This is a genomic window from Pseudomonas sp. P4_C4 (assembly GCF_056402055.1).
In genome coordinates this window covers 22517-37892 of the sequence record NZ_JBFUID010000015.1, presented here as the reverse complement: position 1 = coordinate 37892, position 15376 = coordinate 22517, and the positions used below count along the sequence as shown (strand labels likewise).

The 15376-nt window shown below is 61.2% G+C and carries 11 protein-coding genes and 1 pseudogene; all 12 read right to left on the bottom strand.

The features are described from left to right. Nucleotides 1-18 precede the first annotated feature (18 nt). Nucleotides 19-2796, bottom strand: coding sequence for a hybrid sensor histidine kinase/response regulator (locus AC1DXW_RS10395; RefSeq protein ID WP_477753244.1), 2778 nt, complete (start codon nucleotides 2794-2796; stop codon nucleotides 19-21). A gap of 100 nt (nucleotides 2797-2896) precedes the next feature. Next, nucleotides 2897-4192 (bottom strand): phosphoribosylamine--glycine ligase, encoded by a 1296-nt coding sequence (gene purD, locus AC1DXW_RS10390; protein ID WP_477753243.1) that lies wholly within the window; start codon nucleotides 4190-4192, stop codon nucleotides 2897-2899. Nucleotides 4193-4381: 189 nt separating this feature from the next. Further along, nucleotides 4382-5989: a bifunctional phosphoribosylaminoimidazolecarboxamide formyltransferase/IMP cyclohydrolase gene (gene purH / locus AC1DXW_RS10385; RefSeq protein WP_477753242.1), complete on the bottom strand. Its 1608-nt coding sequence runs from the start codon at nucleotides 5987-5989 to the stop codon at nucleotides 4382-4384. A gap of 81 nt (nucleotides 5990-6070) precedes the next feature. Next, nucleotides 6071-6391 (bottom strand): DNA-binding transcriptional regulator Fis, encoded by a 321-nt coding sequence (gene fis, locus AC1DXW_RS10380; RefSeq protein ID WP_015093301.1) that lies wholly within the window; start codon nucleotides 6389-6391, stop codon nucleotides 6071-6073. Then, complete coding sequence (dusB, locus tag AC1DXW_RS10375; RefSeq protein ID WP_477753241.1) at nucleotides 6388-7398, bottom strand: tRNA dihydrouridine synthase DusB; 1011 nt, start codon at nucleotides 7396-7398, stop codon at nucleotides 6388-6390. The genes fis and dusB overlap by 4 nt, the downstream gene beginning before the upstream one ends. Before the next feature lie 184 nt (nucleotides 7399-7582). Further along, nucleotides 7583-8836, bottom strand: a complete 1254-nt coding sequence (locus tag AC1DXW_RS10370) for a DUF3426 domain-containing protein (protein ID WP_477753240.1) — start codon at nucleotides 8834-8836, stop codon at nucleotides 7583-7585. Between the two features lie 30 nt (nucleotides 8837-8866). Next, complete coding sequence (gene prmA, locus AC1DXW_RS10365) at nucleotides 8867-9745, bottom strand: 50S ribosomal protein L11 methyltransferase (RefSeq protein ID WP_477753239.1); 879 nt, start codon at nucleotides 9743-9745, stop codon at nucleotides 8867-8869. 239 nt (nucleotides 9746-9984) lie between these two features. Next, nucleotides 9985-11343 (bottom strand): acetyl-CoA carboxylase biotin carboxylase subunit, encoded by a 1359-nt coding sequence (gene accC, locus AC1DXW_RS10360; protein ID WP_477756862.1) that lies wholly within the window; start codon nucleotides 11341-11343, stop codon nucleotides 9985-9987. Nucleotides 11344-11360: 17 nt separating this feature from the next. Further along, nucleotides 11361-11825 carry an acetyl-CoA carboxylase biotin carboxyl carrier protein gene (accB, locus tag AC1DXW_RS10355; RefSeq protein WP_477756861.1) on the bottom strand — a complete coding sequence of 155 codons (465 nt, stop codon included), beginning with the start codon at nucleotides 11823-11825 and terminating at the stop codon, nucleotides 11361-11363. A gap of 24 nt (nucleotides 11826-11849) precedes the next feature. Beyond that, entirely contained in the window at nucleotides 11850-12305 is a 456-nt protein-coding gene (gene aroQ / locus AC1DXW_RS10350; protein ID WP_007971361.1) for a type II 3-dehydroquinate dehydratase, read from the bottom strand. A 132-nt stretch (nucleotides 12306-12437) separates the two neighbouring features. Beyond that, complete coding sequence (locus tag AC1DXW_RS10345; RefSeq protein WP_477754465.1) at nucleotides 12438-14183, bottom strand: protein-disulfide reductase DsbD; 1746 nt, start codon at nucleotides 14181-14183, stop codon at nucleotides 12438-12440. Nucleotides 14184-14360: 177 nt separating this feature from the next. Next, a pseudogene (locus tag AC1DXW_RS10340) lies at nucleotides 14361-14876 on the bottom strand (methyl-accepting chemotaxis protein); the annotation flags it as partial. Nucleotides 14877-15376: the final 500 nt, after the last annotated feature.

Below are 15376 nucleotides of genomic sequence, written 5' to 3'. Positions count from 1 at the left end.
GTTGCGCAGTCTGTCGGCTCAGGACGTTTGGGTCGTTGCGCGATTCTGCTGGTCACGCTGGGCGACCCAGTGCTCGATCAGTTCGCGCAGCTGCGACAGTTCCACCGGTTTGGCCATGTGCCCGTCCATGCCGGCCTGCCGCGCACGTTCTTTGTGTTCGGCCAGGATATGGGCGGTCAATGCCACCACGGGGGTTCGGACCCGCTGGTTGCTGACTTCCCAGGCACGCAATTGCTGGGTGGCCGAGAAGCCGTCGAGGATCGGCATTTCGCAGTCCATCAGCACCAGGTCGTAACGCTGGGCTTTCATCGCTTGCAAGGCTTCTTCGCCGTTGCAGGCAGTATCCGGTTGCAGGTTGAGCTTGCTCAGCATGCCGCGGATCACCTTGGTCGAGATGCTGTTGTCTTCGGCCACCAGAATGCGGAAGTCGCAGGGGACCTTGACCGGCAGGACCTGGCCGCTTGGCACGGGCTGGGTAGCGACGAGACCTTTGTTGCGTTGGGTCAGTTCGTCGGCCAGAGTGGTCTTGAGGGTGTAGCCGGCTACCGGTTTGGCGAGGATGCGCTTGATCCCGGAATTGCGCGCAATGATCTTGCTCGGTGCGTTGCTGATGCCGGTGAGCATGATCAGCAGGATGTCGTGGTTCAGGCTCGGGTCTTCCTTGATCTTGGCCGCCAGTTGCATGCCGGTCATGCCGGGCATGTTCTGGTCCAGCAGGACCACATCGAAGTAATCACGCAAATGAGCCTTGGTGCGCAGTAGTGCAAGCGCTTCCTTGCCGGAAGGCGCAGCGCTGACGTTCAGGCCCCAGGCGCTGCATTGCTGCACCAGTACCTTGCGACAGGTGTCATTGTCGTCCACCACCAATACCCGCGCACCTTGCAGAGGGCCGTCGAGGTCGGAGGTCGGGTGTTCGAGGCGATCCGGGTCCAGCGGCAGGGTCAGCCACAGCGTGCTGCCCTGGTTGCTGCCGCTCTTGATCCCGAACTCCCCTTGCATCAAGCGGATCAGCTGGCGGGCAATCACCAGCCCCAGGTTACCGCCCGGATGGGTGGCCGAAAGGAAATGCCGGCTGTGCAGTTCGGCGTGCATCAGGGCGTCTCGTTCTTCGGCGTCCATGGGCTCGCCGCTGTCCTGCACGGCAATACGCAGGCGTGGTTTGTTGTTGCGCTCGTCGAGCGCCACGACGATCAGGATTTCGCCTTCATCGGTTTTTTTCAGGGCGTTTTCCAGCAGGCTCAACAGGGTCTGGCGCAAGCGTGTCGGGTCACCGCTGATCACCCGCGGCACTTGCGGCTGGATGAAGCTGATCAACTCGACGTTTTGCTGCTCGGCCTTGGCGCGGAAGATGCTCAGGCAGTCTTCGATCAGCGCGTTGAGGTCGAACTGCACATCGTCCAGCTCGATCTGCCCGGACTCGAGTTTTGAAATGTCGAGAATTTCGTTGATCAGTGTCAGCAGCTCGTTGCCGGCGCTGTGGATCGTCTGCACATAGTCGCGTTGCTTGACCGAAAGCGGCGTGCCCAGCAGCAGCTCGGTCATACCGAGGACGCCGTTCATCGGTGTGCGGATCTCATGGCTGATTTTCGCCAGGAACTCGGCCTTGGCGTTGATCTCGGCGTTGCTGGCCGCCAGGTCACGGCTGATGCTGAAACGGTCTTCGGTGATGCGGCGCTGGCGCTCGCTCAATGCAATGCTCATCAGCAGGCCGCTGATGCAGATGAACACCAGCAAGGTGGTGAGCAGGCCATGGGGCTCGATCAGGGTCAGCCCCAACAGGGCGGGCAGGATGATCAGTGTCCCGAGGTTGAACACCACCATGGCCACCACGAAGAGGCGAGCCGGGCGATAACCTTTTTGCCAGTGATAGACGCTGATGAACAGCATGGTCAGGCCTGCCAAGGCTACCAGGCCGTAGGTAATGAAGTTCAGCGGCAAGGTATTGACGAACAGCAGCATCAGGCCGCAGATGGTGATGAGCAGGATCTCGCCGAGCAGCAACCGGTTCAGCGGGTGCGGCCCGAGCGGGGAGAAGAAGCGATAGGCAAGCATCAGACCGCAGGGCGCCGTCATTAACAATGCCAGGTAAGCCCCCGGCGTTTGCAGTGCATGCCAGTCCGGCAGCCAGGGACCAGCGAGGTTCAGCAACAGCAGCAGGCTGAGCATCAACAACCCTTCGCACGTCGCCAACCAGAGGGCGCTGTGCGAGCGGGTGTAGGTGTAGCGGATGAGATTGTGCAGGATCAACATGGCGATGCAACCGAAAAGCAGGCCATAGATCAGCGTCTGGTTCTGGTTGGCAGCCGCGAGGATCGCCGATTGCAGGGTGATATAGGGGCGTAACTGGTGGTCGGAGGTCAGTCGCAGGTAAACGTCGAGGGGGGTGTCGCTTTGCGGCAGGGCCAGCATGAAGTCGCTGCTGGGCAATGGTCGCTCGGATTGCGGCTGTTCGTTGCCCGTGCTGGATTGATCGATCAGCTTGTCGCCGTCCAGCACGTACATGTTGAACTGGCGCAGGTCAGGCGCGAACACTCGCAGCAACTGTTCGTGGTTACCCGGCGCAAGCCTGAATCGCAACCATAACGCGCCATCGGGTTCGGCCGCGGTAATGCGGTCGAGTTCGATAGGGCTGAATTGATTGGTATAGCGTGCGGAACGGATGTCGCTCAGTTGCAAGTCGCCCTGTTCGTCGAGCAATACCGCCCAGCCACTGCCTTGCGTGGCCTGGGCCGGTAGCATGCAGAGCAAGGTCAGCAAAGTGACGGTCAAGCTTATGGCAATCCTGAGCCAGCGCACGGCGAAATCCCTTCGTTAGGTTGATGCCAGAATATAACGATGCGCGACGCCGGAACAGCCAGGCAATAAACCGTGTTCATTGCCTGGCGCGGTGTTTACCTTATTCCTGATTTTCGCCACGCTCGCGGGCAATGGCACGGTAGCCAATGTCCTTGCGATAGAAACAGCCTTCCCAGTCAATCGACGCCGCCAGTTTGTAAGCCTGCTGCTGTGCAGCGTCGACGCTGGCGCCCATGGCCGTGGCACAAAGCACTCGACCACCGGCCGTTACGACTTGACCGTCCTTGAGCGCAGTACCGGCGTGGAAGACTTTGCCTTCCAGTGCAGCTGCCGCATCCAGGCCGTTGATGGCCACACCTTTGGCGTAGTCACCAGGATAGCCGCCTGCGGCCAGCACGATACCGACGCTCGGACGTGGATCCCATTGCGCTTCGACCTTGTCCAGCGCCTGCGCCAGAGCCGCTTCGACCAACAGCACCAGGCTCGACTGCAAGCGCAGCATCACCGGCTGGGTCTCAGGGTCGCCGAAACGGCAGTTGAATTCGATGACTTTTGGGTTACCAGCCTTGTCGATCATCAGGCCGGCGTACAGGAAGCCAGTGTAGACATTGCCTTCCTCGGCCATGCCGCGCACGGTCGGCCAGATCACCAGGTCCATGACGCGCTTGTGCACGTCGGCGGTGACCACTGGTGCCGGGGAGTAAGCCCCCATGCCACCGGTGTTTGGACCGGTGTCGCCGTCACCGACGCGTTTGTGGTCCTGGCTGGTGGCCATCGGCAGCACGTTCTTGCCGTCGACCATGACGATGAAGCTGGCTTCTTCGCCGTCCAGGAATTCTTCGATGACCACGCGCGAACCCGCATCGCCAAAGGCATTGCCCGCCAGCATGTCGCGCACGGCGTCTTCGGCTTCAGCCAGGGTCATGGCGACGATCACGCCTTTGCCGGCGGCCAGGCCGTCGGCCTTGATCACGATCGGAGCGCCTTTTTCACGCAGGTAGGCCAGGGCTGGCTCGATTTCGGTGAAGTTCTGGTAGTCGGCAGTCGGGATCTTGTGGCGAGCCAGGAAGTCCTTGGTGAAGGCTTTCGAACCTTCCAGCTGTGCAGCGCCGGCGGTCGGACCGAAGCAATCGAGGCCGCGGCTGCGGAACAGATCCACAACACCGGCAACCAGCGGCACTTCAGGGCCAACGATGGTCAGGGAAACGTTTTTCTCGGCAAAGTCTGCCAGTTGCTCAAGCGCCAGTACATCAATGGCGACGTTCTCGCACTTGGCTTCGATGGCGGTACCGGCGTTGCCCGGAGCCACGAACACCTTCTGCACGCGCGGATCCTGAGCCACTTTCCAGGCCAGGGCGTGTTCACGGCCACCGCTGCCAATGATCAAAACATTCATTTCAAAAACCTCGGATGACGCTAATTCTGTTTTAGAACCTAAAGCGCTTCACGCTGTAGGAGGTTGCAATGACGCCGGTAGATGCAAGGCGGAGCCCACCTCGATGAGCGGAGTTGCCTTCTGGCAATGAGCATCATCGAGGTGGGCTCCAACGCAGCAGATGCCGGCGTCAGTGCGACCGTTGCCGTATTAGTGACGGAAGTGGCGCATGCCGGTGAATACCATCGCGATGCCGGCTTCGTCGGCAGCAGCAATCACTTCAGCATCACGCATTGAGCCGCCTGGTTGGATCACGGCAGTCACGCCCGCCTTGGCCGCACTGTCCAGACCGTCGCGGAACGGGAAGAAAGCGTCGGAAGCCATCACCGAACCGGCTACCTGCAAGCCAGCATGTTCGGCCTTGATCGCGGCGATACGTGCCGAGTTCACGCGGCTCATCTGGCCGGCGCCGACACCGATGGTCTGGCGGTTCTTGGCGTAGACGATGGCATTGGACTTCACGTACTTGGCGACTTTCCAGGCGAAGATCAGGTCGTTGATTTCCTGTTCGGACGGTGCGCGCTTGGTGACCACTTTCAGGTCGTCGGCGCCGATCATGCCGATGTCGCGGCTCTGTACCAGCAGGCCTCCGTTGACGCGCTTGTAGTCCCAGGCCGCCGCGCGGTCAGCCGACCACTCGCCGCAGGCCAGCAGACGTACGTTGGCTTTGGCGGCGACGATGGCGCGGGCTTCTTCGCTGACCGATGGAGCGATGATCACTTCGACGAACTGACGTTCGACGATGGCCTTGGCGGTCTCGGCGTCCAGTTCGCGGTTGAAGGCGATGATGCCGCCGAAGGCGGATTCGGTGTCGGTGGCGTAGGCCAGGTCGTAGGCCTTGCGGATGCCGCCTTCGGCATCAGGGCTGACAGCCACGCCGCACGGGTTGGCGTGCTTGACGATCACGCAAGCCGGCTTGACGAAGCTCTTCACGCACTCCAGCGCGGCATCGGTGTCGGCCACGTTGTTGTACGACAGTTCCTTGCCTTGCAGTTGGGTCGCGGTGGCGATGCCGACTTCGGCAGGCTTGGCCTCCACGTAGAACGCCGCGCTCTGGTGCGGGTTCTCGCCGTAGCGCATTTCCTGGGCCTTGATGAACTGGCTGTTGAAGGTGCGCGGGAACTCGCTGCGACCTTCTGTGCTGAGGGTGTCAGCAGCCTGGTTCACGGTGCCCATGTAGTTGGCGATCATGCCGTCATAGGCGGCGGTGTGCTCGAAGGCCTTGAGCATCAGGTCGAAACGCTGAGCGTAGGTCAGGCCGCCGGCCTTGAGGTTTTCCAGGACGCGGGCGTAATCGCTGGCGTTGACCACGATGGCCACATCCTTGTGGTTCTTGGCAGCGGAACGGACCATGGTCGGGCCGCCGATGTCGATGTTTTCGATGGCGGTCGGCAGGTCGCAACCTGGCTTGTTGATGGTGGCTTCGAACGGGTACAGGTTGACCGCAACCAGATCGATCGGCTTGATGCCGTGCTCGTTCATGATGGCGTCGTCGATACCGCGACGACCGAGGATCCCGCCGTGGATTTTCGGGTGCAGGGTCTTCACCCGACCGTCCATCATTTCGGCAAAGCCGGTGTAATCAGCGACTTCCACTGCGGCAACGCCGTTGTCCTGCAGCAGCTTGAACGTCCCGCCGGTGGAGAGGATCTCGACGCCCAGGGCTTCAAGCTCCTTGGCGAATTCGAGGATCCCGGTCTTGTCGGAAACGCTGATCAAGGCGCGGCGGATCGGCAGGCGGGTAGTCTGGTCGGTCATCTCAATTTCCATCAAAAGCAAAGGAAGTCAGCAAAAAAGGCGACCGGTTTACGCGGGCGCCTTTCTGGTTTGATTGAATGCTTACAGCAAATCGTACTGCTTGAGTTTCTTGCGCAGCGTGCCTCGGTTCAGTCCGAGCATCTCGCTGGCCTTGGTCTGGTTGCCCTTGACGTAATTCATCACGCACTCGAGCAGGGGAGCCTCGACTTCGGAGAGCACCAGGTTGTACACATCCGTGACGGCAGCGCCCTCAAGGTGGGCGAAATAATTGTGCAGCGCCTTCTCGACACTCCCGCGAAGGGTCTGGCCTTCTTCGCTTGGCGTATTGAGGTGCTGTTTCAAATTTACGTTGTCGCTCACGGGTGTTGTTCCACTCACTAAAGTCTCGGTCATCATCGTCATGCGGCCACCCACTCTCCGTCCCCTGTCAGGCTCTTGTAACGCTCGGCGAAAAACGCCCGAACGTTGGCGCATTGTGTATCCGTACCATCCAAACGATTGAAGTGGGCGCGAAACTCCCTGGCGCCCGGCAGGGTTGCGAGATACCAGCCCACATGCTTTCGAGCAATGCGCACACCCATGACATCGCCATAGAAGGCGTGCAGGGCGGCCAGATGCTCTAGCAGAATGCGTTCCACCTCGATCAGTTCCAGCGCCGGGAGCTTCTCGCCGGTACGCAGGAAATGGTCGATCTCGCGAAAAATCCATGGCCGCCCCTGGGCAGCCCGGCCAATCAACAAACCATCGGCACCGGTCGCGTCGAGCACGTACCGGGCTTTTTCCGGCGAATCGATATCGCCGTTGGCGAAGACCGGAATCGACACCGCCTGCTTGATCGCGGCAATGGTGTCGTACTCGGCAACACCTGTGTACAGGTCGGCACGGGTGCGGCCATGCACCGCCAGCGCCGTAATGCCTGCCTGCTCGGCGATCTTTGCCACCGTCAGGCCATTCTTGTTGTCCCGGTCCCAACCGGTCCGGATCTTCAGGGTAACCGGCACATCGACCGCAGCCACGACGGCCTGCAGGATCTCGGTTACCAGGGATTCATCCTTCAACAGTGCGGAACCGGCAGCCTTGTTGCAGACTTTTTTTGCCGGACAGCCCATGTTGATATCAATAATCTGTGCGCCCATTTCAACGTTGGCACGGGCGGCGTCCGCCAGCATCTGCGCGTCCCCACCGGCGATCTGTACCGAGCGTGGCTCGGGATCACCTTTGTGGATCATGCGCATGCGCGACTTGCGGGTGTTCCACAAACTCATGTCGCTGGTGACCATTTCCGAGACCACTAGTCCCGCGCCCAAGCGCTTGCACAGCTGACGAAAGGGCTGGTCGGTGACGCCCGCCATGGGGGCGAGAATCAAGCTGTTATGTAATGTGTATGGACCGATGCGTACCGCCGACATAGGACTTCCCTGTTGTGGGGCCGGATCATGGGAGTTCGAAAAAGGGTTGGCATGATACCCGCTCTCGATGACTGGATAAAGGCTGAATTGAACAAATTCTGAACAGTTATTCTGTTATTACCCGTGGTTTGGTTTGCCGGGTGGATTCAGAAAGCCGACGTCAATCGGGGAGCGATGGAGCGTTTCACTCCGGAGAGTGGAAGCTCAGACTGTAGTTCACGGCCTTGGCGCCGGGGTCGAGAATGTCCAGGGCGATGTGGATCGGCGTTTGCGGAGGCATTTCCGCCATGCCTTCGAGATCGCCATTGAGGTACTCGCCGGGTTTGAAGCGGCGACTGGCGATCAGGTGGCCATTGAGATCGGCGAAGCGCAGTTCCAGCAGCGGGAAGGGCTGGGAGAAGGGCGCGCGGTTATAGATGATCGCATCGACCACCAGGGCGCCATTGAACTCGGGATGGCTGCGCACCACCAGGTTGCTGCTCTTGATTTTCGCTATGTCGACCTTGGAGGGCACGGTGCAGCCGATTTGCGGGCACAGTTGCTGGAACCACGGGCGAAATTGATCCTGCCGCGCCAGTTCGTCGAAATGGTAGGCGATGTACTGGCCGGCGAGGGCGCCAGCGGCAATCAGCACCAGCAGCAACCACAACAGCCGTCGGCCCCAGGGCGAGCGGCGTTTTTGCCAGTCCAGTTGCAGCGGGTCGTCGGTCAGATCTTGCAGCACTTCGGCACGCACGCCCGGCTCGCTGCGTTCACGCCGCTTGCGCAGCGGTTCGATCGAGGGCAGGTCGTCGTCGATTTCGTTCTCGTCGGCGGCCGACAGGCGTTCGTGGCTCAGCGGCGCATCGAGCGGGTCGTTCAGGCGCAGCTGGGGTGGTTGCTGCTCGTCGTCGAGATCAACCGGTTCCAGGGACAGCGAAGGTTCGGTGCGCGAGGCTTTTCTCGGTTCGACCGTCGGCTCTGGCGATTCAAGGCTGTCGAGTGGTTCGTCGAGTTGCGCACGATCGGCCGCCGACTCACTGAACAGGCTGTCGGACCACGGCTCCTCGTCATCCTGCCCGGTGCTGTCACGACGGGCGCTCAGCGAGTCGTCGCGATGGCGGCCGAGCTCGGTGGTCGGCTGGATCTCCCTCTGTTCGAGCCGGGCGAGTTCTTCGTCGAGGTCGAGACTGTCCAGGTCCAGTTCGGTGGCGCTCCATTGCTTTTGGCTGATGGCGCGCGGCGGCGCTGCTTCGAGGGGCTGCGCAGGCTGCTCAGGCGGGAGCGGCTTCGCTGCCGGTGGTTCCTTGCCGGCCTGCTCAAGCAGCTGCCTGGCGGCATTGAACACCTGCAGGCAGGAGCCACAGCGAACCACACCACGCGCCACGCTCAACTGGGCATGGCTGACGCGGAAGCTGGTTTGGCAATGCGGGCACTGAGTGACGAAGCTATCGGTCATGCGGCGATCCGGATTATGCAGACGGCCATTCTAGCGCCGACGGCCAGTGATGCGCACCCAGCCATCGCGATTGGCGATCGGGTCCAGATCGAAGTCCTTGGCGTAGGCGGCTGCGACTTCGTCGCCCTGTTCGGCGAGGATGCCCGACAGCGCCAGGCGACCGCCGGACTTGACCAGGCCGGACAACTGCGGCGCCAGTGAGACCAGCGGGCCGGCGAGAATGTTGGCCACCAGCACGTCAGCCTGAACCTGTGGCAAGTCTTGCGGCAGATACAGCGGGAAGAGCTCTTCGGCAATGTTGTTGCGTCCGGCATTGTCGCGTGAGGCTTCCAGTGCCTGCACGTCGATATCGGTGCCCACGGCCTCTCTGGCGCCGAGCAACAGCGCGGCAATCGCCAGAATCCCCGAACCGCAACCGAAGTCCAGCACGTTGCAGCCTTTCAGATCCTGACCGTCGAGCCATTCCAGGCACAGCGCGGTGGTCGGGTGGGTGCCGGTGCCAAACGCCAGGCCCGGGTCCAGCAGCAAATTCACGGCATCCGGTTCCGGCGCGGCGTGCCAGCTCGGCACGATCCACAGGCGCTGGCCGAAACGCATTGGCTGGAAACCGTCCATCCAGCTGCGTTCCCAGTCCTGATCTTCGATCACTTCGCTGTGGTGCTCGGGCAGCGGGCTGCCGGTCAGCAGCTCCAGATGGGCCAGTACCGGGCCTGGCTCGGTGCCACCTTCGAACAGGGCCAGCAGGTGCGTGTGGGACCACAGCGGCGTGGTGTTGAGTTCTGGCTCGAAGATCGGCTGATCTTCGGCGTCCATGAAGGTCACCGACACGGCGCCCACTTCAAGGAAAGCGTCTTCATAGGTTTCGGCTTGTTCTGGGCTGATGGCGAGACGTACTTGCAGCCAAGGCATGGCGGGCACCTTTGAAAAATGTTGATTGCAGCCTGGCGGGCTGCGAGAGGGGCACAAGTTTACGCGAGCGCGGCTCAGAAGACGACCATGGCCGAAGATCAAAAGATCGCAGCCTTCGGCAGCTCCTACAGGGGAATGCATTCCAAATGTAGGAGCTGCCGAAGGCTGCGATCTTTTGATCTTTCTTTCCCGCAAACAACAAAGCCGCCCGAAGGCGGCCTTGTTGATGGGGTCGAAGCTTAGTGCTTCTCGCCAGCCAGCTTGTGCTCGAGGTAGTGAATGTTCACGCCCCCTTTGCAGAAGCCTTCATCGCGGGTCAGGTCGCGGTGCAACGGGATGTTGGTCTTGATCCCGTCAACCACGATTTCGTCCAGCGCATTGCGCATGCGCGCCATGGCTTCGTCACGGGTTGCGCCGTAGGTGATCAGCTTGCCAATCAACGAATCGTAGTTCGGTGGAACGGCATAGCCACTGTACAGGTGCGAGTCGACGCGAACGCCGTTGCCGCCTGGAGCGTGGAAATGCTTGACCGTGCCCGGGCTCGGCATGAAGGTTTTCGGGTCTTCGGCGTTGATCCGGCATTCCAGTGCGTGACCGCGGATGACCACGTCATCCTGGGTGAACGACAGCTTGTTGCCGGCGGCGATGCTGAGCATCTCCTTGACGATGTCGATGCCGGTGACCATTTCCGAAACCGGATGCTCTACCTGGACACGAGTGTTCATCTCGATGAAGTAGAAGCGACCGTTTTCGTACAGGAACTCGAAAGTGCCTGCGCCACGGTAGCCGATATCGATGCACGCCCTGACGCAGCGTGCGAGTACTTCCTCACGTGCGTTCTCGTCGATGCCCGGTGCCGGCGCTTCTTCAAGAACCTTCTGGTGACGACGTTGCAGCGAGCAGTCGCGGTCGCCCAGATGGATAGCGTGACCCTGGCCATCGGAAAGTACCTGGACTTCCACGTGACGTGGGTTGGTCAGAAACTTTTCCAGATAGACCATCGGGTTGCCGAACGCCGCGCCTGCTTCGGAGCGGGTCAGTTTCGCCGAGGAAATCAGGTCTTCTTCTTTGTGCACAACGCGCATGCCGCGACCACCGCCGCCGCCAGCGGCCTTGATGATCACCGGGTAACCGACTTCGCGACCGATGCGCAGAGCGGTTTCTTCGTCTTCCGGCAGCGGGCCGTCAGAACCCGGAACAGTCGGTACGCCGGCAGCGATCATGGCGTGCTTGGCCGATACCTTGTCGCCCATCAGGCGAATGGTTTCGGCTTTCGGGCCAATGAACGCGAAGCCGGAATTCTCGACCTGTTCGGCGAAGTCGGCGTTTTCCGCAAGGAAACCGTAGCCCGGGTGAATGGCGGTGGCGCCAGTCACTTCGGCCGCGGCAATGATTGCCGGAATGTGCAGGTAGGAATGGGCGGCCGATGCCGGACCGATGCAGACGGATTCGTCTGCCAGGCCCAGGTGCATCAGTTCCTTGTCAGCCTTGGAGTAAACGGCGACGGTCTTGATGCCCATTTCTTTGCAGGCGCGCAGGATCCGCAGGGCGATCTCACCGCGGTTGGCGATCAGAACTTTTTCCAACTTCGCAGTCATCAAAGGCTCTCCGCGGTTCAAACGATGGTGAACAGCGGTTGGTCGTACTCAACCGGCTGGCCGTCTTCGACGAGGATGGATTCGATCACACCGCTGGTTTCAGCTTCGATGTGGTTCATCATCTTCATGGCTTCAACGATGCACAGGGTGTCGCCTTTCTTCACGGTCTGGCCGACTTCCACGAAGGACGGCGAGGTTGGCGAAGACTTGCGATAGAAAGTACCGACCATCGGCGAACGGGCAACGGTGCCGTTCAGTGCTGGCGCGGCCGGAGCAGCAGGTGCGGCAGCGGCAGCCGGAGCGGCGGCAGCGACAGGCGCGGCAGCCGGAGCATGCATTGGAGCTGGTGCGTAGTACTGCTGAGCCGGGGTCTTGCTATGACGGCTGATGCGTACGGACTCTTCGCCTTCCTTGATCTCGAGCTCGTCGATGCCGGACTCTTCCAGCAATTCGATCAGTTTCTTAACTTTACGGATATCCATGAATCATCAACTCCCAAGGGTCGGTCAGGGGCGGTTAACTTGTTGTTCAAGCTGTTCCAGGGCGGCCTCCAGGGCCAGTCGATAACCGCTGGCGCCAAGGCCGCAGATCACTCCCACCGCTACGTCGGAGAAGTAAGAGTGATGGCGGAAAGGTTCGCGTTTGTGCACGTTAGACAAATGCACTTCGATGAATGGGATGCTCACCGCCAGCAGCGCGTCACGTAATGCGACACTTGTATGTGTAAAAGCTGCTGGGTTGATCAGAATGAAGTCCACGCCTTCACTGCGGGCAGCGTGAATGCGGTCGATCAATTCGTACTCGGCATTGCTTTGCAGGTGCAGCAGATGGTGACCGGCTTCGCGGGCACGGCGTTCCAGGTCCTGGTTGATCTGCGCCAGCGTCGTGGCGCCGTAGGTGCCCGGTTCACGAGTGCCGAGCAAGTTCAGGTTGGGTCCGTGCAGAACGAGTAACGTCGCCATCGGCGGTTCCTATGTTATCTGTGAGCAATTGTCAGAACCCGGCGACTATGCCGCAAAGCCTTTGTGACTGTCCAGTTCTCTGCAATAGCCAGCACGATGACCGATGTTTGCGCGAAATATATGACTGCTTGATTAAATGTGGTCATTCGCCCTGGCAACACGTTCGGCGAAGTCCCTGGCGTTGATCTCGCCGATCACCCGTACATCGGCGCGTTCGACACCATCCTTGCCAAAAAACATCAGCGCCGGAGGACCGAACAACTGGTAACGGTCGAGGAGGGTGCGTTGCTCGGCGTTGCTGGCGGTGATGTCGAAGCGGATCAGCCGGTAACCCTTGAGGCGTTCGATGACGACAGGGTCGTCCAGCACCTCATGTTCGATGACTTTGCAGCTGATGCACCAGTCGGCGTACCAGTCGAGCAGCAGCGGTGTGCCGGATGACCGGGCCTCGGCGAGCACGCGGTCCAGATCGGCGGAAGTGCTGACGGTTTGCCAGACACTGGTGCCTTGTACAGGCTGGTTGCCCTCGACGACGTGCGGTTGGCCAATCGGATTGAAGGGATCGGTCTGGCCGCTGAACGCGCCGTACCAGCAGGCCAGGGCGTAAAACACCAGGAACATTCCGAGCAACTGCCCGAGACGCTTGCGCGGCGGCTTGTAGACGAACTCCAGCGCGCCCATGAACAAGCCGACGCCACCGGCCAGAAGCCCGATCAACAGCAAACTGACCTGGCCGGGCAAGACCCGGCTGAGCAGGCCGATCGCCAGTCCCAGCAACAACACGCCAATCGCGTTTTTCACGTAGACCAGCCACGGACCGCTTTTCGGCAGCCAGGCTGCGCCACCGGTGGCCACCAGCAACAGCGGTGCGCCCATGCCGAGGCCGAGCATGAACAGTTTCAAGCCGCCGCCCAGCGCATCGCCACTGGCGCTGATGTACAACAGCGCGCCGGCCAATGGCGCCGAAACACAGGGTGAAACCAGCAAGCTGGAGACCACGCCCAACACCGCAGCGCCCCACAGTGAGCCGCCTTTGGCGCGACCGGCGATGCGGTCCAGGCGACTGCTGATGGCGTGCGGCAATTTGAGTTCGAAGACGCCGAACATCGCCAACGCGAACAGCGCAAAAAACATCGCGAAAGGCACCAGTACCCAGGCCGATTGCAGCCGCGCCTGCAGATTGAGCTGGGCGCCGAATAGCCCCATCAGCGCACCGAGCAGGGCAAAGCAGGCGGCCATCGGCAGCACATAAGCCAGTGACAGATTGAAACCGCGCCAGCCACCGACCTGGCCGCGCAGCACCACGCCGGACAGGATCGGCAGCATGGGCAGCACGCATGGCGTGAACGTCAGGCCCAGGCCCGCGAGGAAAAACAGCGCCAGTTCACGCCAGCTCCATGGAGAAGCCGTCGCCGGAGCGCCGCTGCCGTCGATGCTCAAACGCTCGGTTTCCGGTGGATAGCACAAACCTTTGTCGGCGCAACCCTGATAGGTCACGGCCAGAGTGAAGGCGCGCTGATCGGTGCGTGGTAACTCGACGTCGAGAATGCCGTGGTAGACCTCGACGTCGCCGAAGTATTCATCGTGTTTTTTCTGGCCGTCGGGCAGTTTCGCCGCGCCGAGGAAAACTTCGGCCGGATCGGCGCGAAACTGAAAACGGTGACGGTAGAGGTAATAACCTTCGGTAGCGACAAAGCGCAGCTTGATCGATTGCGGCGTGCTTTCTACCAGGCTCAGCTGGAAGGCTTCGCGCACCGGCAGGAAGTCGGCGCTGTTGTTGATCGAGCCCAGGCTTGAGCTGGGTCGGTTCTCCAGCAAACCAGTGGCGCTTGCCGGCAGGGCGAACACTAAAAACAGCAGGCAAAGCAAACGGTGCATGACGATCTCGCGTATCGGAATTGGGGGGATGATAGCGGACAGTCGTTCGGTGTGCAGAGCCAAGGATGTGTGGTGAGTGAACTGACGTCATCGCGAGCAAGCTCGCTCCCACAATGACCGCGCACGACCCTGTGGGAGCGAGCTTGCTCCGGGCGGCGTTCCGACGATGGCGGTCTGTCAGACGCGAAAAGCCTGAACGGCTGTATACAATCGACCACCCAGCACCAGAAGATTTTCTCCCTGCTCACGCCCTTCGCCGATACGCAGCAGGTTATCCCCACCCAACTGGTGAATCCTCTCACTGTGGCCACGGATCTCGCTGACAGCGCCGCTTTGCTGGGCTGTGACATCGGCGATGCGGACCGCCGTGTCGGAAATGGTCTGGATCGCCCCGACGATTTTATCCAGCGCACCATCGGCGGCCTGGGCCTGGTTGGCCGTGGCCTCGGCGTGTTCGACCTGGGCGCGCATGCCTTCCACCGATTGCCGTGCGGCGGTTTGCAGCCCTGCGATCAGCGTCTGGATTTGCGCCGTGGCCCCGGCGGTACGTTGCGCCAGTGAGCGCACCTCTTCCGCCACCACGGCAAAGCCTCGGCCCATTTCCCCGGCCCGGGCCGCCTCGATGGCGGCGTTCAAGGCCAGCAGGTTGGTCTGGTCGGCAATCGAGCGGATCACCGTCAACACGCCGCCGATGGTGGCCGACTCTTCGGCCAGGTGTTCGATCATTTGTGCATTGCCTTGCACTTCATCCACCAGCGCATGCAGGCCGGTGAGGCTCAGGCCGATGACTTTCTGTCCATGCTCCACGGCGAGGCCGGCGTGGCGGCTGGCATCGGCGGCCTGGCTGGCATCGCCGGCGACTTGTTGGATGGTCGCTTCCAGCTCACTGAGGGAATCGCGGATCAGTGCCGTGTCGCCGGCCTGATGCTCGGCACCGCTGTGCAAGTCGTTGCTCAGGTCAGCCAGGGTGCGACTGCTGCCGGCCACCTGTTCGGCGTTGCGGCGAATGGTCCCCACCAAGTCCACCAGATAGGCGCGCAAGCGGTTGAGCGACGCTTCAATGTCATGCAGTTCGCGGTTGGTGTTACCCAGTTGAATGTCGTGGCTGAAGTCGCCTTCGGCCCAGGTCGAGAGGGCCGGGGCGAGGTTCGTCAGGGTCCGTGCCAGTTTGCGCTGCAGGGTGTCTATCAGCA